The 14042-nt window shown below is 62.9% G+C and carries 13 protein-coding genes; 9 read left to right on the top strand and 4 right to left on the bottom strand.

What is annotated here, in order from left to right:
• Positions 1-24 precede the first annotated feature (24 nt).
• Positions 25-1065, top strand: coding sequence for an aliphatic amidase (locus tag JQ628_RS17175; RefSeq protein ID WP_212223977.1), 1041 nt, complete (start codon positions 25-27; stop codon positions 1063-1065).
• 219 nt (positions 1066-1284) lie between these two features.
• Here JQ628_RS17175 and JQ628_RS17170 read toward each other — a convergent pair whose 3' ends face one another.
• The 3 genes from JQ628_RS17170 to JQ628_RS17160 all read right to left on the bottom strand — a co-directional run bounded on the left by JQ628_RS17170 (position 1285) and on the right by JQ628_RS17160 (position 4786).
• On the bottom strand, positions 1285-2469 hold the full coding sequence (locus tag JQ628_RS17170; protein ID WP_212223976.1) for a TAXI family TRAP transporter solute-binding subunit: 1185 nt from the start codon (positions 2467-2469) through the stop codon (positions 1285-1287).
• Between the two features lie 80 nt (positions 2470-2549).
• A complete protein-coding gene (locus JQ628_RS17165; RefSeq protein WP_212223975.1) occupies positions 2550-3506 on the bottom strand; it encodes a sel1 repeat family protein in 957 nt (318 codons plus the stop codon).
• Between the two features lie 305 nt (positions 3507-3811).
• Positions 3812-4786 carry an NADPH:quinone oxidoreductase family protein gene (locus JQ628_RS17160; RefSeq protein WP_212223974.1) on the bottom strand — a complete coding sequence of 325 codons (975 nt, stop codon included), beginning with the start codon at positions 4784-4786 and terminating at the stop codon, positions 3812-3814.
• Between the two features lie 90 nt (positions 4787-4876).
• On the opposite strand from JQ628_RS17160, the gene JQ628_RS17155 reads away from it, so the two are divergent.
• The 7 genes from JQ628_RS17155 (at position 4877) to JQ628_RS17125 (ending at position 12803) form a co-directional block, all read left to right on the top strand.
• Entirely contained in the window at positions 4877-5716 is an 840-nt protein-coding gene (locus tag JQ628_RS17155; RefSeq protein ID WP_212223972.1) for an SDR family oxidoreductase, read from the top strand.
• A 156-nt stretch (positions 5717-5872) separates the two neighbouring features.
• Positions 5873-6478 (top strand): invasion associated locus B family protein, encoded by a 606-nt coding sequence (locus JQ628_RS17150; protein WP_212223970.1) that lies wholly within the window; start codon positions 5873-5875, stop codon positions 6476-6478.
• Between the two features lie 175 nt (positions 6479-6653).
• Positions 6654-7865 (top strand): 23S rRNA (adenine(2503)-C(2))-methyltransferase RlmN, encoded by a 1212-nt coding sequence (gene rlmN / locus JQ628_RS17145; RefSeq protein ID WP_212224225.1) that lies wholly within the window; start codon positions 6654-6656, stop codon positions 7863-7865.
• Between the two features lie 127 nt (positions 7866-7992).
• A complete protein-coding gene (locus JQ628_RS17140) occupies positions 7993-8484 on the top strand; it encodes a hypothetical protein (protein WP_212223968.1) in 492 nt (163 codons plus the stop codon).
• Positions 8485-8594: 110 nt separating this feature from the next.
• Entirely contained in the window at positions 8595-9395 is an 801-nt protein-coding gene (locus JQ628_RS17135; RefSeq protein ID WP_212223966.1) for a phosphatase PAP2 family protein, read from the top strand.
• 116 nt (positions 9396-9511) lie between these two features.
• On the top strand, positions 9512-10849 hold the full coding sequence (gene argG / locus JQ628_RS17130) for an argininosuccinate synthase (protein ID WP_212223964.1): 1338 nt from the start codon (positions 9512-9514) through the stop codon (positions 10847-10849).
• 196 nt (positions 10850-11045) lie between these two features.
• Positions 11046-12803, top strand: a complete 1758-nt coding sequence (locus tag JQ628_RS17125) for an alkaline phosphatase (protein WP_212223962.1) — start codon at positions 11046-11048, stop codon at positions 12801-12803.
• A 124-nt stretch (positions 12804-12927) separates the two neighbouring features.
• Here JQ628_RS17125 and JQ628_RS17120 read toward each other — a convergent pair whose 3' ends face one another.
• Positions 12928-13329 (bottom strand): nuclear transport factor 2 family protein, encoded by a 402-nt coding sequence (locus tag JQ628_RS17120; protein ID WP_249128018.1) that lies wholly within the window; start codon positions 13327-13329, stop codon positions 12928-12930.
• 143 nt (positions 13330-13472) lie between these two features.
• Between JQ628_RS17120 and JQ628_RS17115 the strand changes: the two genes are divergently transcribed.
• A complete protein-coding gene (locus tag JQ628_RS17115) occupies positions 13473-13838 on the top strand; it encodes a nuclear transport factor 2 family protein (protein WP_212223960.1) in 366 nt (121 codons plus the stop codon).
• The last annotated feature ends 204 nt before the right edge of the window (positions 13839-14042 follow it).

Below are 14042 nucleotides of genomic sequence, written 5' to 3'. Positions count from 1 at the left end.
ACCAAGACAACAGGAGACGACCCAATGCTTCACGGTGACATTTCCTCGAGCAACGACGCGGTCGGCGTGGCCGTCGTCAATTACAAGATGCCGCGCCTGCACACCAAGGCCGAGGTGCTTGCCAACGCGCGCAACATCGCGGAGATGATCATCGGGATGAAGGCCGGCTTGCCCGGCATGGATCTCGTGATCTTCCCGGAATATTCCACGCAAGGGATCATGTACGACTCCAAGGAGATGTACGAGACCGCCTCGGTCGTTCCGGGCGAAGAGACGGCGATCTTCGCGGAAGCCTGCCGCAAGGCAAAGGTCTGGGGCGTGTTCTCGCTGACCGGCGAACGCCACGAGGATCATCCGAACAAGGCGCCCTACAACACGCTGATCCTGATGAACGACAAGGGCGAGATCGTGCAGAAATATCGCAAGATCATGCCATGGGTGCCGATCGAAGGCTGGTATCCCGGCAATTGCACGTACGTTTCCGAGGGCCCGAAGGGCCTCAAGATCAGCCTGATTATCTGCGACGACGGCAACTATCCGGAAATCTGGCGCGACTGCGCCATGAAGGGCGCCGAGCTGATCGTGCGCTGCCAGGGCTACATGTATCCCGCCAAGGAACAGCAGGTCTTGATCTCCAAGGCGATGGCCTGGGCCAACAACGTCTATGTCGCGGTCGCCAATGCCGCCGGTTTCGACGGCGTCTATTCCTATTTCGGCCATTCCGCCATCATCGGGTTCGACGGCCGCACGCTGGGCGAGACCGGCGAGGAGGAGAACGGCATCCAGTACGCGGCGCTGTCAAAGCACATGATCCGCGACTTCCGTAAGCATGGCCAGTCGCAGAACCACCTCTACAAGCTGCTGCATCGCGGCTACACCGGCAAGATCAATTCCGGCGAGAGCCCGAAGGGCGTTGCGGCCTGTCCTTACGATTTCTATTCGAAGTGGATCGCCGATCCCGAAGGGACGCGCGAAATGGTTGAAGCCATGACCCGCTCAACGGCCGGCACCGACGAATGCCCGATCGACGGCATCCCGAACGAACTGACGTCGACGAATTATTAGGCCAGCGCTCGCGCCTCAAACACAGCCGTCGTCCCGGCCTTGAGCCGGGACCCATACGCCGCGGCCTTTGTTATTTTGCGATGGCGTCTGCGCCCTCGCTTCAACCGAGGGCACAACGCGGTATGGGTCCCTGCGTTCGCAGGGACGACGGATAAAGGCAGAAATGAAAATGTCCGCTTCGGTTGAAGCGGACATTTTTGCTTTGGCCGGCGATGTGGTTCAGCGCTGCGGCTTGGGCTGTGCCGGCGCCTGCGCCCGCGCGTTGCGATCCGCTTCCCAGGCCTGGAATTGCCTGAACAGGGCTTCGCGGTCGCCGTCGTTCTGCACCTTGGCAGCCGTGGTCGGGCTCTGCTTCAGGAATTCGTCGAACCGGGCGCGCGTCACGGCCTCGATGTTGTTGTTCTTCAGCCACTGCTCGGCGGCAGGCAGGCGGATCCAGTCCTGTAGCGGCGCCGACAGCGAAACTTCCTTCCACTTCGGATGGAACGGCGGATTCTGGAACGTCGGGAATTTCGTGAAGAACGCATCCACGAACTGCGACAGCTTGCGATAGCGGTCGGTGTTGGGCGCCCAGTTATAGGCCGCGAGCACCGCCGGCACCGCGATGGTGTCGACCTTCTCGCCTTCCGCAATCAGGTTCGGATAGTCCTTCGACGAAAGGGTTGCGGGCAAATAGTCCTTCTGGAGCGGCTTCTCGTAGGCAACGTTCACCAGATGGAACCGGTCGTCCTTGAAGTTGCTGACGGAGCGGTACGGCTTGCCGCCGGCGACGATGACGGCGTCGATCTGGCCGGCTTTCATCTTCTCCATGGCGATGCGCTGCTCGATGTAGACGACCTTCGGCTTCATGCCGAGCCGCTCGAACACGGTCAGCGCGGTGACGAAGGTGCCGCCATTGGGCAGGTCGACGCTGACGGTCTTGCCGTCGAGGTCGCGCAGGCTGCGGACCGACTTCGAAGCGATGACGTGCATCTCTTCGTTGTAGAGCTTGGTCACATAGGTGAACTGCTTCTTGATGTCCTTCGCAAAGCCCTTGCGCTCGAGATAGTCGAGCGTGTCGGCGCGGACGATGCCGAGGTCGACACCCTGGAGGAACAGGATGTCGGCCACGCTCTGGACGGAACCGCGCCCGACGATGGGCAGTACGCGCAACTTGTTGCCATCGTCGAGCACGGAAGCGAGGTCAGCGCCGAACTGAACATAGGTGCCGCCGATCGTCCCCGAGATCAGCGTCACCGTGTTCGCGTTCAGTGCCTGTTTTGTGGAAGTGGACCCAAACTGAAAAATGGCCTTGAGGCTGTCGCTCACCTTGGCCGGATCGAGTTCGGTTTCATCGGCGGCGCGGGCCGTCAGGCCGCAAGCCATCGCCATGGCAAGAACTGCCAATCCAATCAGACGTCGCATGTTGTCCCCTGCGCTGGTTCTTTGGTGATGTCTGGTCGTAACGTGTGATGCGTCGTTTGTGATGCGTTGTTGCGTGAGGTCTATTGAAGCTGGCTGAGACGTCGTTTGGCGTCGGCCGAACCGAGTTGCGCCGCCTTTTGGTACCAGGCGCGTGCCATCGCCGGGTCGGGCGTGATGCTGCGTTGGTCCTGAGTGCCGAGCACCTGCGGATCGTAGGTGCCTGCCAGCATCATCGCGGCTTCCACTTCCTGCGCATCGGCGGCACGCTCGAGCAGCAGGCGGGCGGAGGTGATGTCGCCGATCGCAAGCAGGCCCTTCGCCCGCTTCAGGAGCAGGGCAAGTTCATCCGCATCGATGCGGCGGGCCGCCGGAACGGCGGGGGCGGGCGGCGCGGCCGGAGCCTCGCGCACCGCCGGCTCGAGCGCCACGACCCGGTTCTTGACCGCGCTTTGATAGGCCGCGGTGATCTCCTCGCGGCTCGGGGAGGCCGATGTGCTCGCGCCGGGCTGCGAGCGGCGCGCTACCTGCACTTCGGGCGCGGGCGCCGCGGCTGCCGCCGCAGGCTCGGCGGGCGTCACCGGCGAGACCGCGGCCACGCGCGGCTGCTGCGCGGCTTCGGGCGGCGTCACCGCAATGGAAACGGGCGCGACGCCGGCCAGCGAAGCCTTGGTGTTGACGACGGCGTTATTGACTGAATCCATGGAGAACAATGCGGCGCCGCCGGCGGCAGCGGCCAGCGCAACCACGCCGGCGACGATGCGCGACATGCGCAAGCCGCTGCGCAGCGGCGGCTTTTGCTTGCCGAAGGCATAGTCGGGGCCTTCCTCGTAGCGCCGATCGTCATAGTCGGAGAGAAAGAGCGGCACCGGTTCCTGCTCGACCGTTGCCAGCTGATTGTGCTCGTTCCGTTCATAGGGAGCGAGGTTGGTCCGCAGATCGGCTCGCTCGTAAGTTTCATACAACCGTGGATCGTTGATGGCCTCGTTAAACCGATCGAACGGATCTCTCGATTGGACCTGCCTTGTGCTCTCCACCATGACGATGCTTCCCCATTACCCAACGCAACATGGGCTGCCCCGGCATCGTGTTTCTTGCTTTTTGCTGACGGCCAGGAACCCGTTTACTCGCCCTTAAATCGCATGGCGAATGGGATGAAAAAACGACGCGTTTCGGCGCGAATCAGGAGATATTTTGTTTTGATTGAGGCAAAGACGCTTGTTTAAAAGATTTGTGAAATGAGTCGGTTAGCCGGCAAGTGCCATGAAAGCACTGCAATAAATAGCCGGAACGCGCGTGCGCGTCACCCGACATCGCCGGAATGATGACGCGCCGCGCATTAACCTTAAGGATGTAATATCACCTTGCCCATCGCCTTTCGTCCGGCGAGCACCTTCAGTGCGTCGGCCGTTTGCGCAAGCGGGAAGGTACGATCGACATGCGATGAGATCTTGCCTTCGGCCGTCCACTTCACGAGCTTTTCGAGATTGGCCCTGTTCTTCTCCGGGTTGAGCCGCGTCCATGCGCCCCAGAACACGCCTCTGATGTCGCAGCCTTTCAGCAGCGCCAGATTGAGCGGCATCTTTGGAATGTCGCCGGCGGCAAATCCGATCACGAGGAAACGTCCTTCCCAGGCGATCGCGCGCAGCGCTGCTTCCGCATAGCTGCCGCCGACAGGATCGAAGATGATGTCGACGCCCTTGCCGCCGGTGAGCTTGCGAAGACCTTCCTTCAAATCCTCCTTCGCATAGTTCAGCGTCAATTCCGCGCCATGCGCCTTGGCGAATTCGAGCTTCTCGTCCGATGAGGCGCAGGCGATCACCTTCAGGCCCAGCAGCTTGCCGAGCTCGCAGGCAGCGAGGCCGGTGCCGCCGGCCGCGCCCAGCACCGCGAGCGTCTCGCCGGGCTTGGGGCTGGCGCGGTCTTCCAGCGCATGCAGCGCGGTGCCGTAGATGATGATGATGCCGGCGGCGCGGTCGAAATCCAGATTGTCGGGGATATTCACGATGGAAGCCGCCGGCAGCGCGATCTTCTCGCGCGCGCCGTTATGGCCGCAGGAGGCCACCACGCGGTCGCCGACCTTCACGTTGGTCACGCCTTCGCCGACACTCTCGATGATGCCGGCGACTTCCGCGGCCGGCGAGAACGGGAACGGTGGCTTGATCTGGTACTTGCCCTGGATCATCAGGATGTCGAAAAAATTCAGCGCCGCCGCCTTGATTGCGATCACGGCTTCGCCGGGACCCGCGACCGGATCGGGAATGTCGGCCAGCACGAGATCGTCGGGCTGGCAATATTGCGAGCAGAGAATGGCTTTCATGGACACACCTGATTTTCGGACGCAGAAAGAGGGTCGAACGCTTTTGCCGGATTTGGGCGTGGGCGACAATACGCCGGGAGGAATGGGACAATGTTCGAAAAAGGCCTGCTAGCGGGTAAACGCATCCTGGTCACCGGCGGCGGCTCCGGGCTTGGCGCGGCAATGGGCCGCCGCTTTGTCGAGCTCGGCGCCGAGCTGATCATCTGCGGCCGCCGGCTCGAACTGTTGGAAGTGACCGCGGAAAAAATGCGCAGCGATCTCGGCGGCAAGGTTGCGACCGTCAGATGCGACATCCGCGACGGCGCCGCGGTCGATGCCATGATGGACGCGATCTTTCGTAACGCGCCGATCGATGTGCTGGTCAACAATGCGGCCGCAACCTTCATCGCGCAGACCGAGCATCTGTCGTTCCGCGCCGCGGATGCGATCCTCAGCCCCACGCTGCACGGCACGATGTATTGCACGTTAGCTGCGGGCAAGCGCTGGATCGAGCGCAAGCACCGGGGCGTGGTGCTCAGCATCCTCTCGACCTCGACCATCACCGGCCGCGCCTTCACCGTGCCCTCGGCGATGGCGAAATCGGCGGTGCTGGCGATGACCAGGAGTCTGGCGGTGGAGTGGGGACCGAAGGGCATCCGCACCGTCGCGATCGCGCCCGGCGCGTTCCCGACTCCCGGCGCCACCGGCCAGCTCCGGCCCGCGGGGCGCGACGACAATTGGTCGTCCCGCAATCCGCTCGGCCGGGTAGGCGAGCACAGCGAGCTGGCCAATCTCGCGAGCTTCCTGATTTCGGATCAGGCCGGCTATATCAATGGCGAGATGGTGGTGCAGGACGGCGGTGCGCACCTGCGCAGTTCCGGCGCCGAGGACCTCCTGCAATGGACCGAGGCGCAGTGGGAGAAGCAGCGCGCCGCGCGCGCCAAAAGCTGAGACCCAAAGGCGGAGGCCGCGCTGTGACGTCAAGCCGCCGGCACCGCGGCAGGCATCCTAACTGCCTTTCCAAAAAAGCGTTTCCCGGTTATCCATCTGGCGTGACAGGGAACGGGGCCATCTTCCAGTCACAATGATGGGGGAACCAACCGGATCATGGTGCGGCAGATTCTTTCATCTCTGATTGCGGGAGCGTTTTTCTGCGGGACTCTGGGTCTCGCGCAGGCGCAGCAGCCTGCGGCCAAGAAAGATGCGAAAGACGCAAAGGGTGCGGCCAAGAATGCGCCTGCGGCTCCGGCCGCGGTGGGCGGCGCCGAGCCGACGCTGATCGGCCAGTACGGCACCTGGGGCGCCTACACGGCGACGCCGAACGGCAAGAAGGTGTGCTTTGCGCTGGCCAAGCCGTCCTCGTCGAAGACCAATCCGCCGAACCGGCCGCGCGATCCGGCCTATGCCTTCGTCTCGACCCGGCCGTCCGAAAAGGTCGTGAACGAAGTCTCGATCATGATCGGCTACACGCTCAAGCCGGGCTCGGAATCCAGCCTCGAGGTCGGCGGCGCATCCTATGCGATGTACACCCAGGGCGACGGGCTCTGGATCAAGAACGCCGCCGAGGAAGAACGGATGGTGGAAGCCATGCGCAAGGCGGCCGATGTCACGGTCAAGGGCATCTCCGCCAAGGGCACCGAGACGACCGATACGTTTTCACTGAAAGGCCTGTCGCAGGCGCTTGACCGGTTGGCGCAGGACTGCCGGCGCTAGAGCATGATCCGGACCCGAAGGGCCGCGTCAGCGCAAAGTGGACACCGGTTTTCCCTGCGACAAACGCGGAGCGTTTGCGCGGAGATCATGCTCAAATAAGAAATAGCCCCAAACTGACCCATTTCTTGCCTTTCCAGTGCAGGCTGGAAGGCCTATTTGATGCTCCATGACCGACATGACGACCACCCCGGCCGAGGCTCCCTCCGGCGCAGGCGCGCCATTGGAGAAAGTGCCGCTCGAGACCTACGTGCCGCCGGCCAAGCCGTCGCTGATCGGGCTGTCGCGCGCGGAGATTTCCGACCGCCTCGGCGAGATCGGTGTCGCGCCCGCGCAGCGCAAGATGCGCACGCAGCAGCTCTGGCACTGGATGTATTTTCGCGGTGCCAGGACCTTTGCCGAGATGACCAACGTCTCGAAGGAGATGCGCGCCGAGCTGGAGAATCATTTCACCGTCGACCGTCCCGAAGTGGTGGCCGAGCAGATCTCCAACGACGGCACGCGCAAATGGCTGTTGCGGCTGCCGAGCGGCGACCAGTTCCAGAAGGCGCATGAGGTCGAGTGCGTCTACATTCCCGAGACCGACCGCGGCACGCTCTGCGTCTCCTCGCAGGTCGGCTGCACGCTCAACTGTTCGTTCTGCCACACCGGCACCCAGCGTCTCGTGCGCAACCTCACCGCCGGCGAGATCGTCGGCCAGGTGATGGTGGCGCGCGATCGTCTGAATGATTGGGCCGATCGCGAGAACGGCAGCCGCCTCGTCACCAACATCGTGATGATGGGCATGGGCGAGCCGCTCTACAATTTCGACGCGGTGCGCGATGCGCTCCTGATCGTCGCCGACAATGAAGGCATCGGTATCTCCCGCCGCCGCATCACGCTGTCGACCTCGGGCGTGGTGCCGAACATCATGCGTACCGGCGAAGAGATCGGCGTCATGCTGGCGATCTCGCTGCATGCGGTGCGCGACGAGCTGCGCAACGAGCTGGTGCCGCTGAACCGGAAATACCCGATCGCCGAACTCTTGCAAGCCTGCCGCGACTATCCCGGCGCGTCGAACGCGCGCCGCATCACCTTCGAATACGTGATGCTCAAGGGCGTCAACGATTCGCTCGACGATGCAAAGCTGCTGATAAAGCTGCTCAAGGGCATTCCGGCAAAGATCAATCTCATTCCGTTCAATCCGTGGCCGGGCACGGCGTACGAATGCTCGGACTGGGACCAGATCGAAAAATTCTCCGAATACATCTTCAACGCCGGCTATTCCTCGCCGGTGCGCACCCCGCGCGGCCGCGACATCCTTGCCGCCTGCGGCCAGTTGAAATCGGAGACCGAAAAACTGTCGGCCCGCGAGCGGCAGGCGCTGCGCGCGATGGCGATGACGGATTGAGTGTTTATGAAGCGGTGCCTCACTCTCACCGTCATTGCGAGCGAAGCGAAGCAATCCATCCATCCCCGAGCGGTGAGGTGGATTGCTGCGCTCCGCTCGCAATGATGGCAAAAGCGAGCCCAGCACCATGGCCCTGATCGGCCGCCTCTTCGTCATCCTGTTCGCCTTCCTGTTCGCATGCATTGCCGCAGGCATGATCGTGGTCGGCGCGGTGCTGTTCCCGGAGTTCACCGATCTCGGCACCGGGCCTATTGATCCCAGTGCCCTGAACGTCGTGCTCGGCTTCGGCTTCATCTTCATCTCCGGCTTTGCGCTGCTGCCGGCGCTGATCGTGGTGTTGATCACCGAGGCATTTTACATCAGGGGCATCCTGGCCTATGCGGTCGGCGGCGGCCTCGTCGGGCTCGCCTGCTATCTCGGCCTGATCCCGTTCGATCCGCAGACCATGCATTTCGACGGCATCGTGCGGCGGCACCTCGAAATCATGACCGGGGCGGGCATCGTCGCCGGTTTGATTTATTGGTTAATTGCCGGCCGCAACGCCGGCGCATGGCGCACGCCGCCGCGCCCGCGCAAGCCGCCGCCCGTGCCGTCGAACCTGCGGCCGCCCTCGCTGTAGAGCATGACCCGGAAAAGTGGGCACCGGTTTTCCGAAAAGGTCATGCTCAAACAAAGGCGAGGCATTTCGCAGCCTTTCCATCCCCGCTTCCCTCGGCTAAACCGCGCGCCATGAATCGAACCGGACTTTTCATCGCACTCGGCCTGTCGCTTTTCGTCGGACTGCTGTTCGGAGTCTGGCCCGAACTCGATCTGAAGCTGGCGGCGTTGTTTTACGATGCCGCGAACAAGACCTTTCCGCTGAAGGTCAACGCGGTCGCGGGCTTTTTCCGCGATGCCGCGATGTGGATCGCGTGGGGATTTGTGCTGCCGTCGATCGTCGCCCTCGTGGTCAAGATGATCTGGCCGAACAAGCCGCTGCTGGTGAAGGGGCGCACGATCGTCTTCCTGCTGGTGACGATGATTCTGTCGGCGGGCGTGCTCACCAATCTCGGCTTCAAGAGCTATTGGGGCCGGCCGCGCCCGGTGGTGGTGACGGAGTTCAATGGACAGCAGGCATTTGTGCCGTGGTGGGATCCGCGCGGCACCTGCGGACGCAACTGCTCCTTCTTCTCCGGCGAGGGCGCCACCGCGTTCTGGACCTACGCTCCGGCCGCGCTGGCGCCGCCGCCATGGCGGCCGCTCGCCTATGCGGCGGCGACCGTGTTCGGGGTGCTGACGAGCGGGCTGAGAATGGCGTTCGGCGGTCACTTCTTCACGGACGTTGCAGCCGCCGGGCTGGTGACGTTCCTGGTGATCTGGATCGCCTACGGCTACATCTACCGCTGGCCGTCCACCCGGCTGTCCGACGAAGGCATCGACGCCGCGCTGACGAGGTTTGCCTGGCCGGGCTATCTGTGGCGGCGGCGCTTCGCAAGCTCGCGCAAGTCCACCTTCGTGGACCGGATCATCGGGCACCATCCGGACGACTGAAGGCGTTCGACGGCTTGCGCGAGCGACCCTTCCGCCTATAGTCCGCCCGTGCCCGCGGCTGCTATTTGCGCCCTCAAGCAACACGAAATCAGCCATTTCGACCGATTGGAAGTTTGATGAGTACGATCCTCAAGAGCCTGCCCAAGGGCGACAAAGTCGGTATCGCCTTCTCGGGCGGCCTCGACACCAGCGCAGCACTGCTGTGGATGAAGCAGAAGGGCGCGAAGGTTTTTGCCTACACCGCCAATCTCGGCCAGCCTGACGAGAGCGACTACGACGCGATCCCGCGCAAGGCGATGGAGTTCGGCGCCGAAAAGGCCCGGCTGGTGGATTGCCGCACCCAGTTGGTGCACGAGGGCATTGCCGCGATCCAGGCCGGCGCATTCCACGTCTCGACCGGCGGCCTCACCTATTTCAACACCACGCCGCTCGGCCGCGCGGTGACCGGCACGATGCTGGTCGCAGCCATGAAGGAGGACGGCGTCAACATCTGGGGCGACGGCTCCACCTACAAGGGCAACGATATCGAGCGGTTCTATCGCTACGGTCTGCTGACGAATCCGAACCTGCGGATCTACAAGCCGTGGCTCGACCAGCAGTTCATCGACGAGCTTGGCGGGCGCGCCGAAATGTCGGCCTTCATGACCGCCCATGGCTTTGCCTACAAGATGAGCGCCGAAAAGGCGTATTCGACCGACAGCAATCTGCTGGGCGCGACGCACGAGGCAAAGGATCTCGAGCAGTTGAGCAGCGGCATCAGGATCGTCAATCCCATCATGGGGGTGCCGTTCTGGCGCGACGACTGCAAGGTGAAGTTCGAAGAGGTCACCGTGCGTTTCGAGGAAGGCCAGCCCGTCGCGCTGAACGGCCAGGATTTTGACGATCCGGTCGCGCTGTTTCTCGAAGCCAACGCCATCGGCGGCCGCCACGGTCTCGGCATGAGCGATCAGATCGAGAACCGGATCATCGAGGCCAAGAGCCGCGGCATCTATGAAGCGCCCGGCATGGCGCTGCTGCACATCGCCTATGAGCGCCTCGTCACCGGCATTCACAACGAGGACACCATCGAGCAATACCGCATCAACGGCATGAAGCTTGGCCGGCTGCTCTATCAGGGGCGGTGGTTCGATTCGCAGGCGCTGATGCTGCGCGAGACCGCCCAGCGCTGGGTGGCGCGCGCCGTCACCGGCGAGGTGACGCTGGAATTGCGCCGCGGCAACGACTACTCGCTCCTCAATACCGAGAGCCCGAACCTGACCTATGCGCCCGAGCGGCTGAGCATGGAAAAGGTGGAGGACGCCGCGTTCACGCCGGCGGACCGCATCGGCCAGCTCACCATGCGCAACCTCGACATATCGGACACCCGCGCGAAATTGAGCCTCTATGCGGAGACCGGCTTGCTGTCGATGGGCGAGGGCTCCGACATCCTCAAGCTGGAAAACGACAAGGATTGACCCGAAGGCTCGTAGGGTGGGTTAGCGTAGCGTAACCCACCATTCCTCCGCGGCAACCATAACGGTGGGTTACGCTTTCGCTAACCCACCTACGGCTCCGGGCGCGTTACCGGGACGTCATCCGGGGCGGATAGGTTTGCTTTCTGCAAATTTTGCGACGACCATCGCCACGCCTGCCTGACGCGGAGCCCGATCAATGACTCGACTTGCCGCTGCACTGTCCATCGCAATTCTGTTCCCGGCTTCATCCGCTTTCGCCCAGACCGTCTACCCGATCGACCGCGCCGAAATCCTGTCGAGCGCAAAGTTCGACTTCAAGGTCGAATTTTCCGAGAAGGTCGACCCGGCGAACATGAAGGTGACGGTCAATGGCCAGGACTATGCGAGCGCATTCGGCCGGGCGGGAACGTTTGTCGAGCGCGAGGAGGGCAAGGATCAATCGGCCTTGACGCTGCGCGACGTCACGCTGAGCGCGCCGGGGGCGGTCGTGGTCGAGGCCAGTGACGGCACGCGCAGCCGCAAGGTGGCATGGAACGTCTACGACACCGGCCCGCGCAAGGCGAAGAACGTCATCCTGTTCATCGGCGACGGCATGTCGCTCTCCCATCGCGTAGCAGCGCGGCTGCTTTCCAAGGGCATCGCGGAGGGCAAGAGCCGCGGCAAGCTCGCGATGGATGACATGCCGCATATGGCGCTGGTGGCGACCGCGGGCTCGGATTCGATCATCACTGACTCCGCCAACTCGGCCAGCGCCTATGCCACCGGCCACAAGAGCGCCGTCAACGCGATGGGCGTCTATGCCGACCGCACCAAAGACCCGTTCGACGATCCCCGCGTCGAGACCATCACGAGCCTTGCAAAGCGCAAACTCAACATGGCGATTGGCGTCGTCAGCAACACCGAAATCGAGGACGCCACACCCGCCGCGATGGTGGCGCACACGCGCCGCCGCGCCGCCTATGACGAGATCGTCGAGCAGTATTTTGCGGCAAGGCCTGACGTGTTGCTGGGCGGCGGCAGCGCGAACTTCCTGCCGAAGGGCGCCCCGGGATCGAAGCGCAAGGATGAAACCGATTACATCGCCCGCTTCCGCGAGGCCGGCTATCCGGTCGCGACCACCGCGGGCGAACTCAATGCGCTTTCGGCAAAACCCGGCACGCGGCAGTTGCTCGGCCTGTTCGCCACCGGAAACATGGATGGCGTGCTCGACCGCAAGTTCCTCAAGGGCGGCGGCGTCAAGAAATTTCCCGATCAGCCTGACCTGACCGAACAGGTGCAGGCCGCCTTGAACGTGTTGTCGAGGAACGAAGCGGGCTTCTTCCTGATGGTGGAATCGGGATTGATCGACAAATACGCCCATGCCCTCGACATGGAGCGTGCGGTCTACGACACCATCATGCTCGACAACGCGGTGCGCCTTGCCCGCGACTGGGCGGCCAAGCGCGGCGACGATACGCTGATCCTCGTCGTGTCCGACCACAACCATCCCAACGGCCTGGTCGGCACCGTCAACGACGACATGAGCACGACGCCGAACGTGCCCATGCGCGAGCGTGTCGGCGTCTACGAGAAGGCCGGCTTCCCCAACTACCCCGCGCCCGATGCCGAGGGCTATCCCTCGCGCGTCGACGTCAGCCGCCGTATCGCGATTTTCTCGGCCAGCCTGCCCGACCACTACGAGACCTTCCGCCCGAAACTCGACAATCCGAATGAACCGACCGTGAAGGCGGACGATTCCGGAACGTTCAAGCCGAACGAGAAATTCAAGGACGTCCCCGGCGCCGTGCTGCGGCCCGGCAATCTGCCGGCGATGATGGGCGCCAGTGTGCATTCCGGTGAAGACGTCATCCTCACCGCGACCGGCCCCGGCAGCGAACGCGTCAAGGGCTCGATGGACAATACCGAAGTGTTTCGCGTGATGGCGGACGCGCTCGGGCTGGTGGCGGGACAGTAAGCGGTGGTCGTCCCTGCGAAAGCAGGGACCCATACGCCGCGGCCCATCTTTTGGCACGCGGCTGGCCATCTTTGCTATTCATCGGCTTCGGTGGTTATGGGTCCCTGCTTTCGCAGGGACGACGTTAAATCGGATTCTCATCGAACAACCGCTGTACCATCGCGGAATCCAGATACGCGCGCACCTCGACGATCTTGCCGCCATCAAACCGAACCACCCAGCAATAGCGGTTGTCGAAGCGCAGGCCGTTCTTCCCAGTCGCCATCGATTGCAGTTCGACCACCGCCCAGTCGCCGCTGGTGAGCACGTTCGTGACGCGGAGCTGCGCGCCGCCAGGCAAGACCTTGTGCAGCTTCGCAAACGTATGTCCGATGAATTCCGTCTTGCTGCGGTAGTGCCCGGCCAGCGGATGCGTGCCTTCCACGATCCAGTCGACGTCGTCGGCGACATGGGCGAAGAACGCCTCGCCATCGCCGCGCTCGAGCCCCCGGAACAGGCTGCGCACTTCGTCGGACGAAATGGCCATCGGCTTTTCCTCGGATTGCGACGGCAATCTGCAATCTCTTAGCTTCATTTCACGCTTAATGCATCAAGCAGATGACGGACGGCGTGGCGGTGACTTTCCGAAGATCGGTCGGTAAACATCGATATCGAGTAAAGGAGATTGCGATGCCCTCTCTTGCGACATTGCAGGCGTTCGCCGCGGCGATCGAATCCAACGATCATGTCGGCGCGATCGAAAAGTTCTATGCGCCGGACGCGCAGACCCGGGAAAACAACAATCCGCCGCTCGCAGGCCGTGACGCGCTGGCGGAAAAGGAACGCCGCGTGCTGGCGTCGATGGCGGGCGTCGAGACCACGCGGCTGGCGCCATTGTTTCTCGACGGCGACCATTCGGCGATCTGCTGGCGGTTCGAATTCACCCGCAAGGACGGCAGCAAATGGGCGATGGAGGAGATGGCGCTACAGACCTGGCGCGGCGAAGAGGTGGTCGAGGAACGCTTCTTCTACGATCCGAAGCAAATGGGGCGGTGACTATTGATTTTCGTCATGCCCGGGCTTGTCCCGGGCATCCACGTCTTGACCGTATTGCCGCAAGGAAGACGTGGATGGCCGGGCCGAGCCCACGCCATGACGGCAAACACAACCCTTCTCCGGCACAGCGGTCAAGGTACTAAATTACCTTTGCCTTTACTGTGCATGGGGTTGTTTTCGCAATTTTGGTTTCGGACTCGATGG

The organism is Bradyrhizobium lablabi (assembly GCF_018129385.1).
Classification (GTDB): domain Bacteria; phylum Pseudomonadota; class Alphaproteobacteria; order Rhizobiales; family Xanthobacteraceae; genus Bradyrhizobium; species Bradyrhizobium lablabi_C.
This window is presented reverse-complemented; position numbering and strand designations above follow the sequence as displayed.

Bases quoted from the DNA above. Each gene is read 5' to 3' on its own strand.
- JQ628_RS17175 (WP_212223977.1), top strand. From the start codon at position 25: ATGCTTCACGGTGACATTTCCTCGAGCAACGACGCGGTCGGCGTGGCC.
- JQ628_RS17170 (WP_212223976.1), bottom strand. From the start codon at position 2,469: ATGCGACGTCTGATTGGATTGGCAGTTCTTGCCATGGCGATGGCTTGC.
- JQ628_RS17165 (WP_212223975.1), bottom strand. From the start codon at position 3,506: ATGGTGGAGAGCACAAGGCAGGTCCAATCGAGAGATCCGTTCGATCGG.
- JQ628_RS17160 (WP_212223974.1), bottom strand. From the start codon at position 4,786: ATGAAAGCCATTCTCTGCTCGCAATATTGCCAGCCCGACGATCTCGTG.
- JQ628_RS17155 (WP_212223972.1), top strand. From the start codon at position 4,877: ATGTTCGAAAAAGGCCTGCTAGCGGGTAAACGCATCCTGGTCACCGGC.
- JQ628_RS17150 (WP_212223970.1), top strand. From the start codon at position 5,873: ATGGTGCGGCAGATTCTTTCATCTCTGATTGCGGGAGCGTTTTTCTGC.
- rlmN (WP_212224225.1), top strand. From the start codon at position 6,654: ATGACGACCACCCCGGCCGAGGCTCCCTCCGGCGCAGGCGCGCCATTG.
- JQ628_RS17140 (WP_212223968.1), top strand. From the start codon at position 7,993: ATGGCCCTGATCGGCCGCCTCTTCGTCATCCTGTTCGCCTTCCTGTTC.
- JQ628_RS17135 (WP_212223966.1), top strand. From the start codon at position 8,595: ATGAATCGAACCGGACTTTTCATCGCACTCGGCCTGTCGCTTTTCGTC.
- argG (WP_212223964.1), top strand. From the start codon at position 9,512: ATGAGTACGATCCTCAAGAGCCTGCCCAAGGGCGACAAAGTCGGTATC.
- JQ628_RS17125 (WP_212223962.1), top strand. From the start codon at position 11,046: ATGACTCGACTTGCCGCTGCACTGTCCATCGCAATTCTGTTCCCGGCT.
- JQ628_RS17120 (WP_249128018.1), bottom strand. From the start codon at position 13,329: ATGGCCATTTCGTCCGACGAAGTGCGCAGCCTGTTCCGGGGGCTCGAG.
- JQ628_RS17115 (WP_212223960.1), top strand. From the start codon at position 13,473: ATGCCCTCTCTTGCGACATTGCAGGCGTTCGCCGCGGCGATCGAATCC.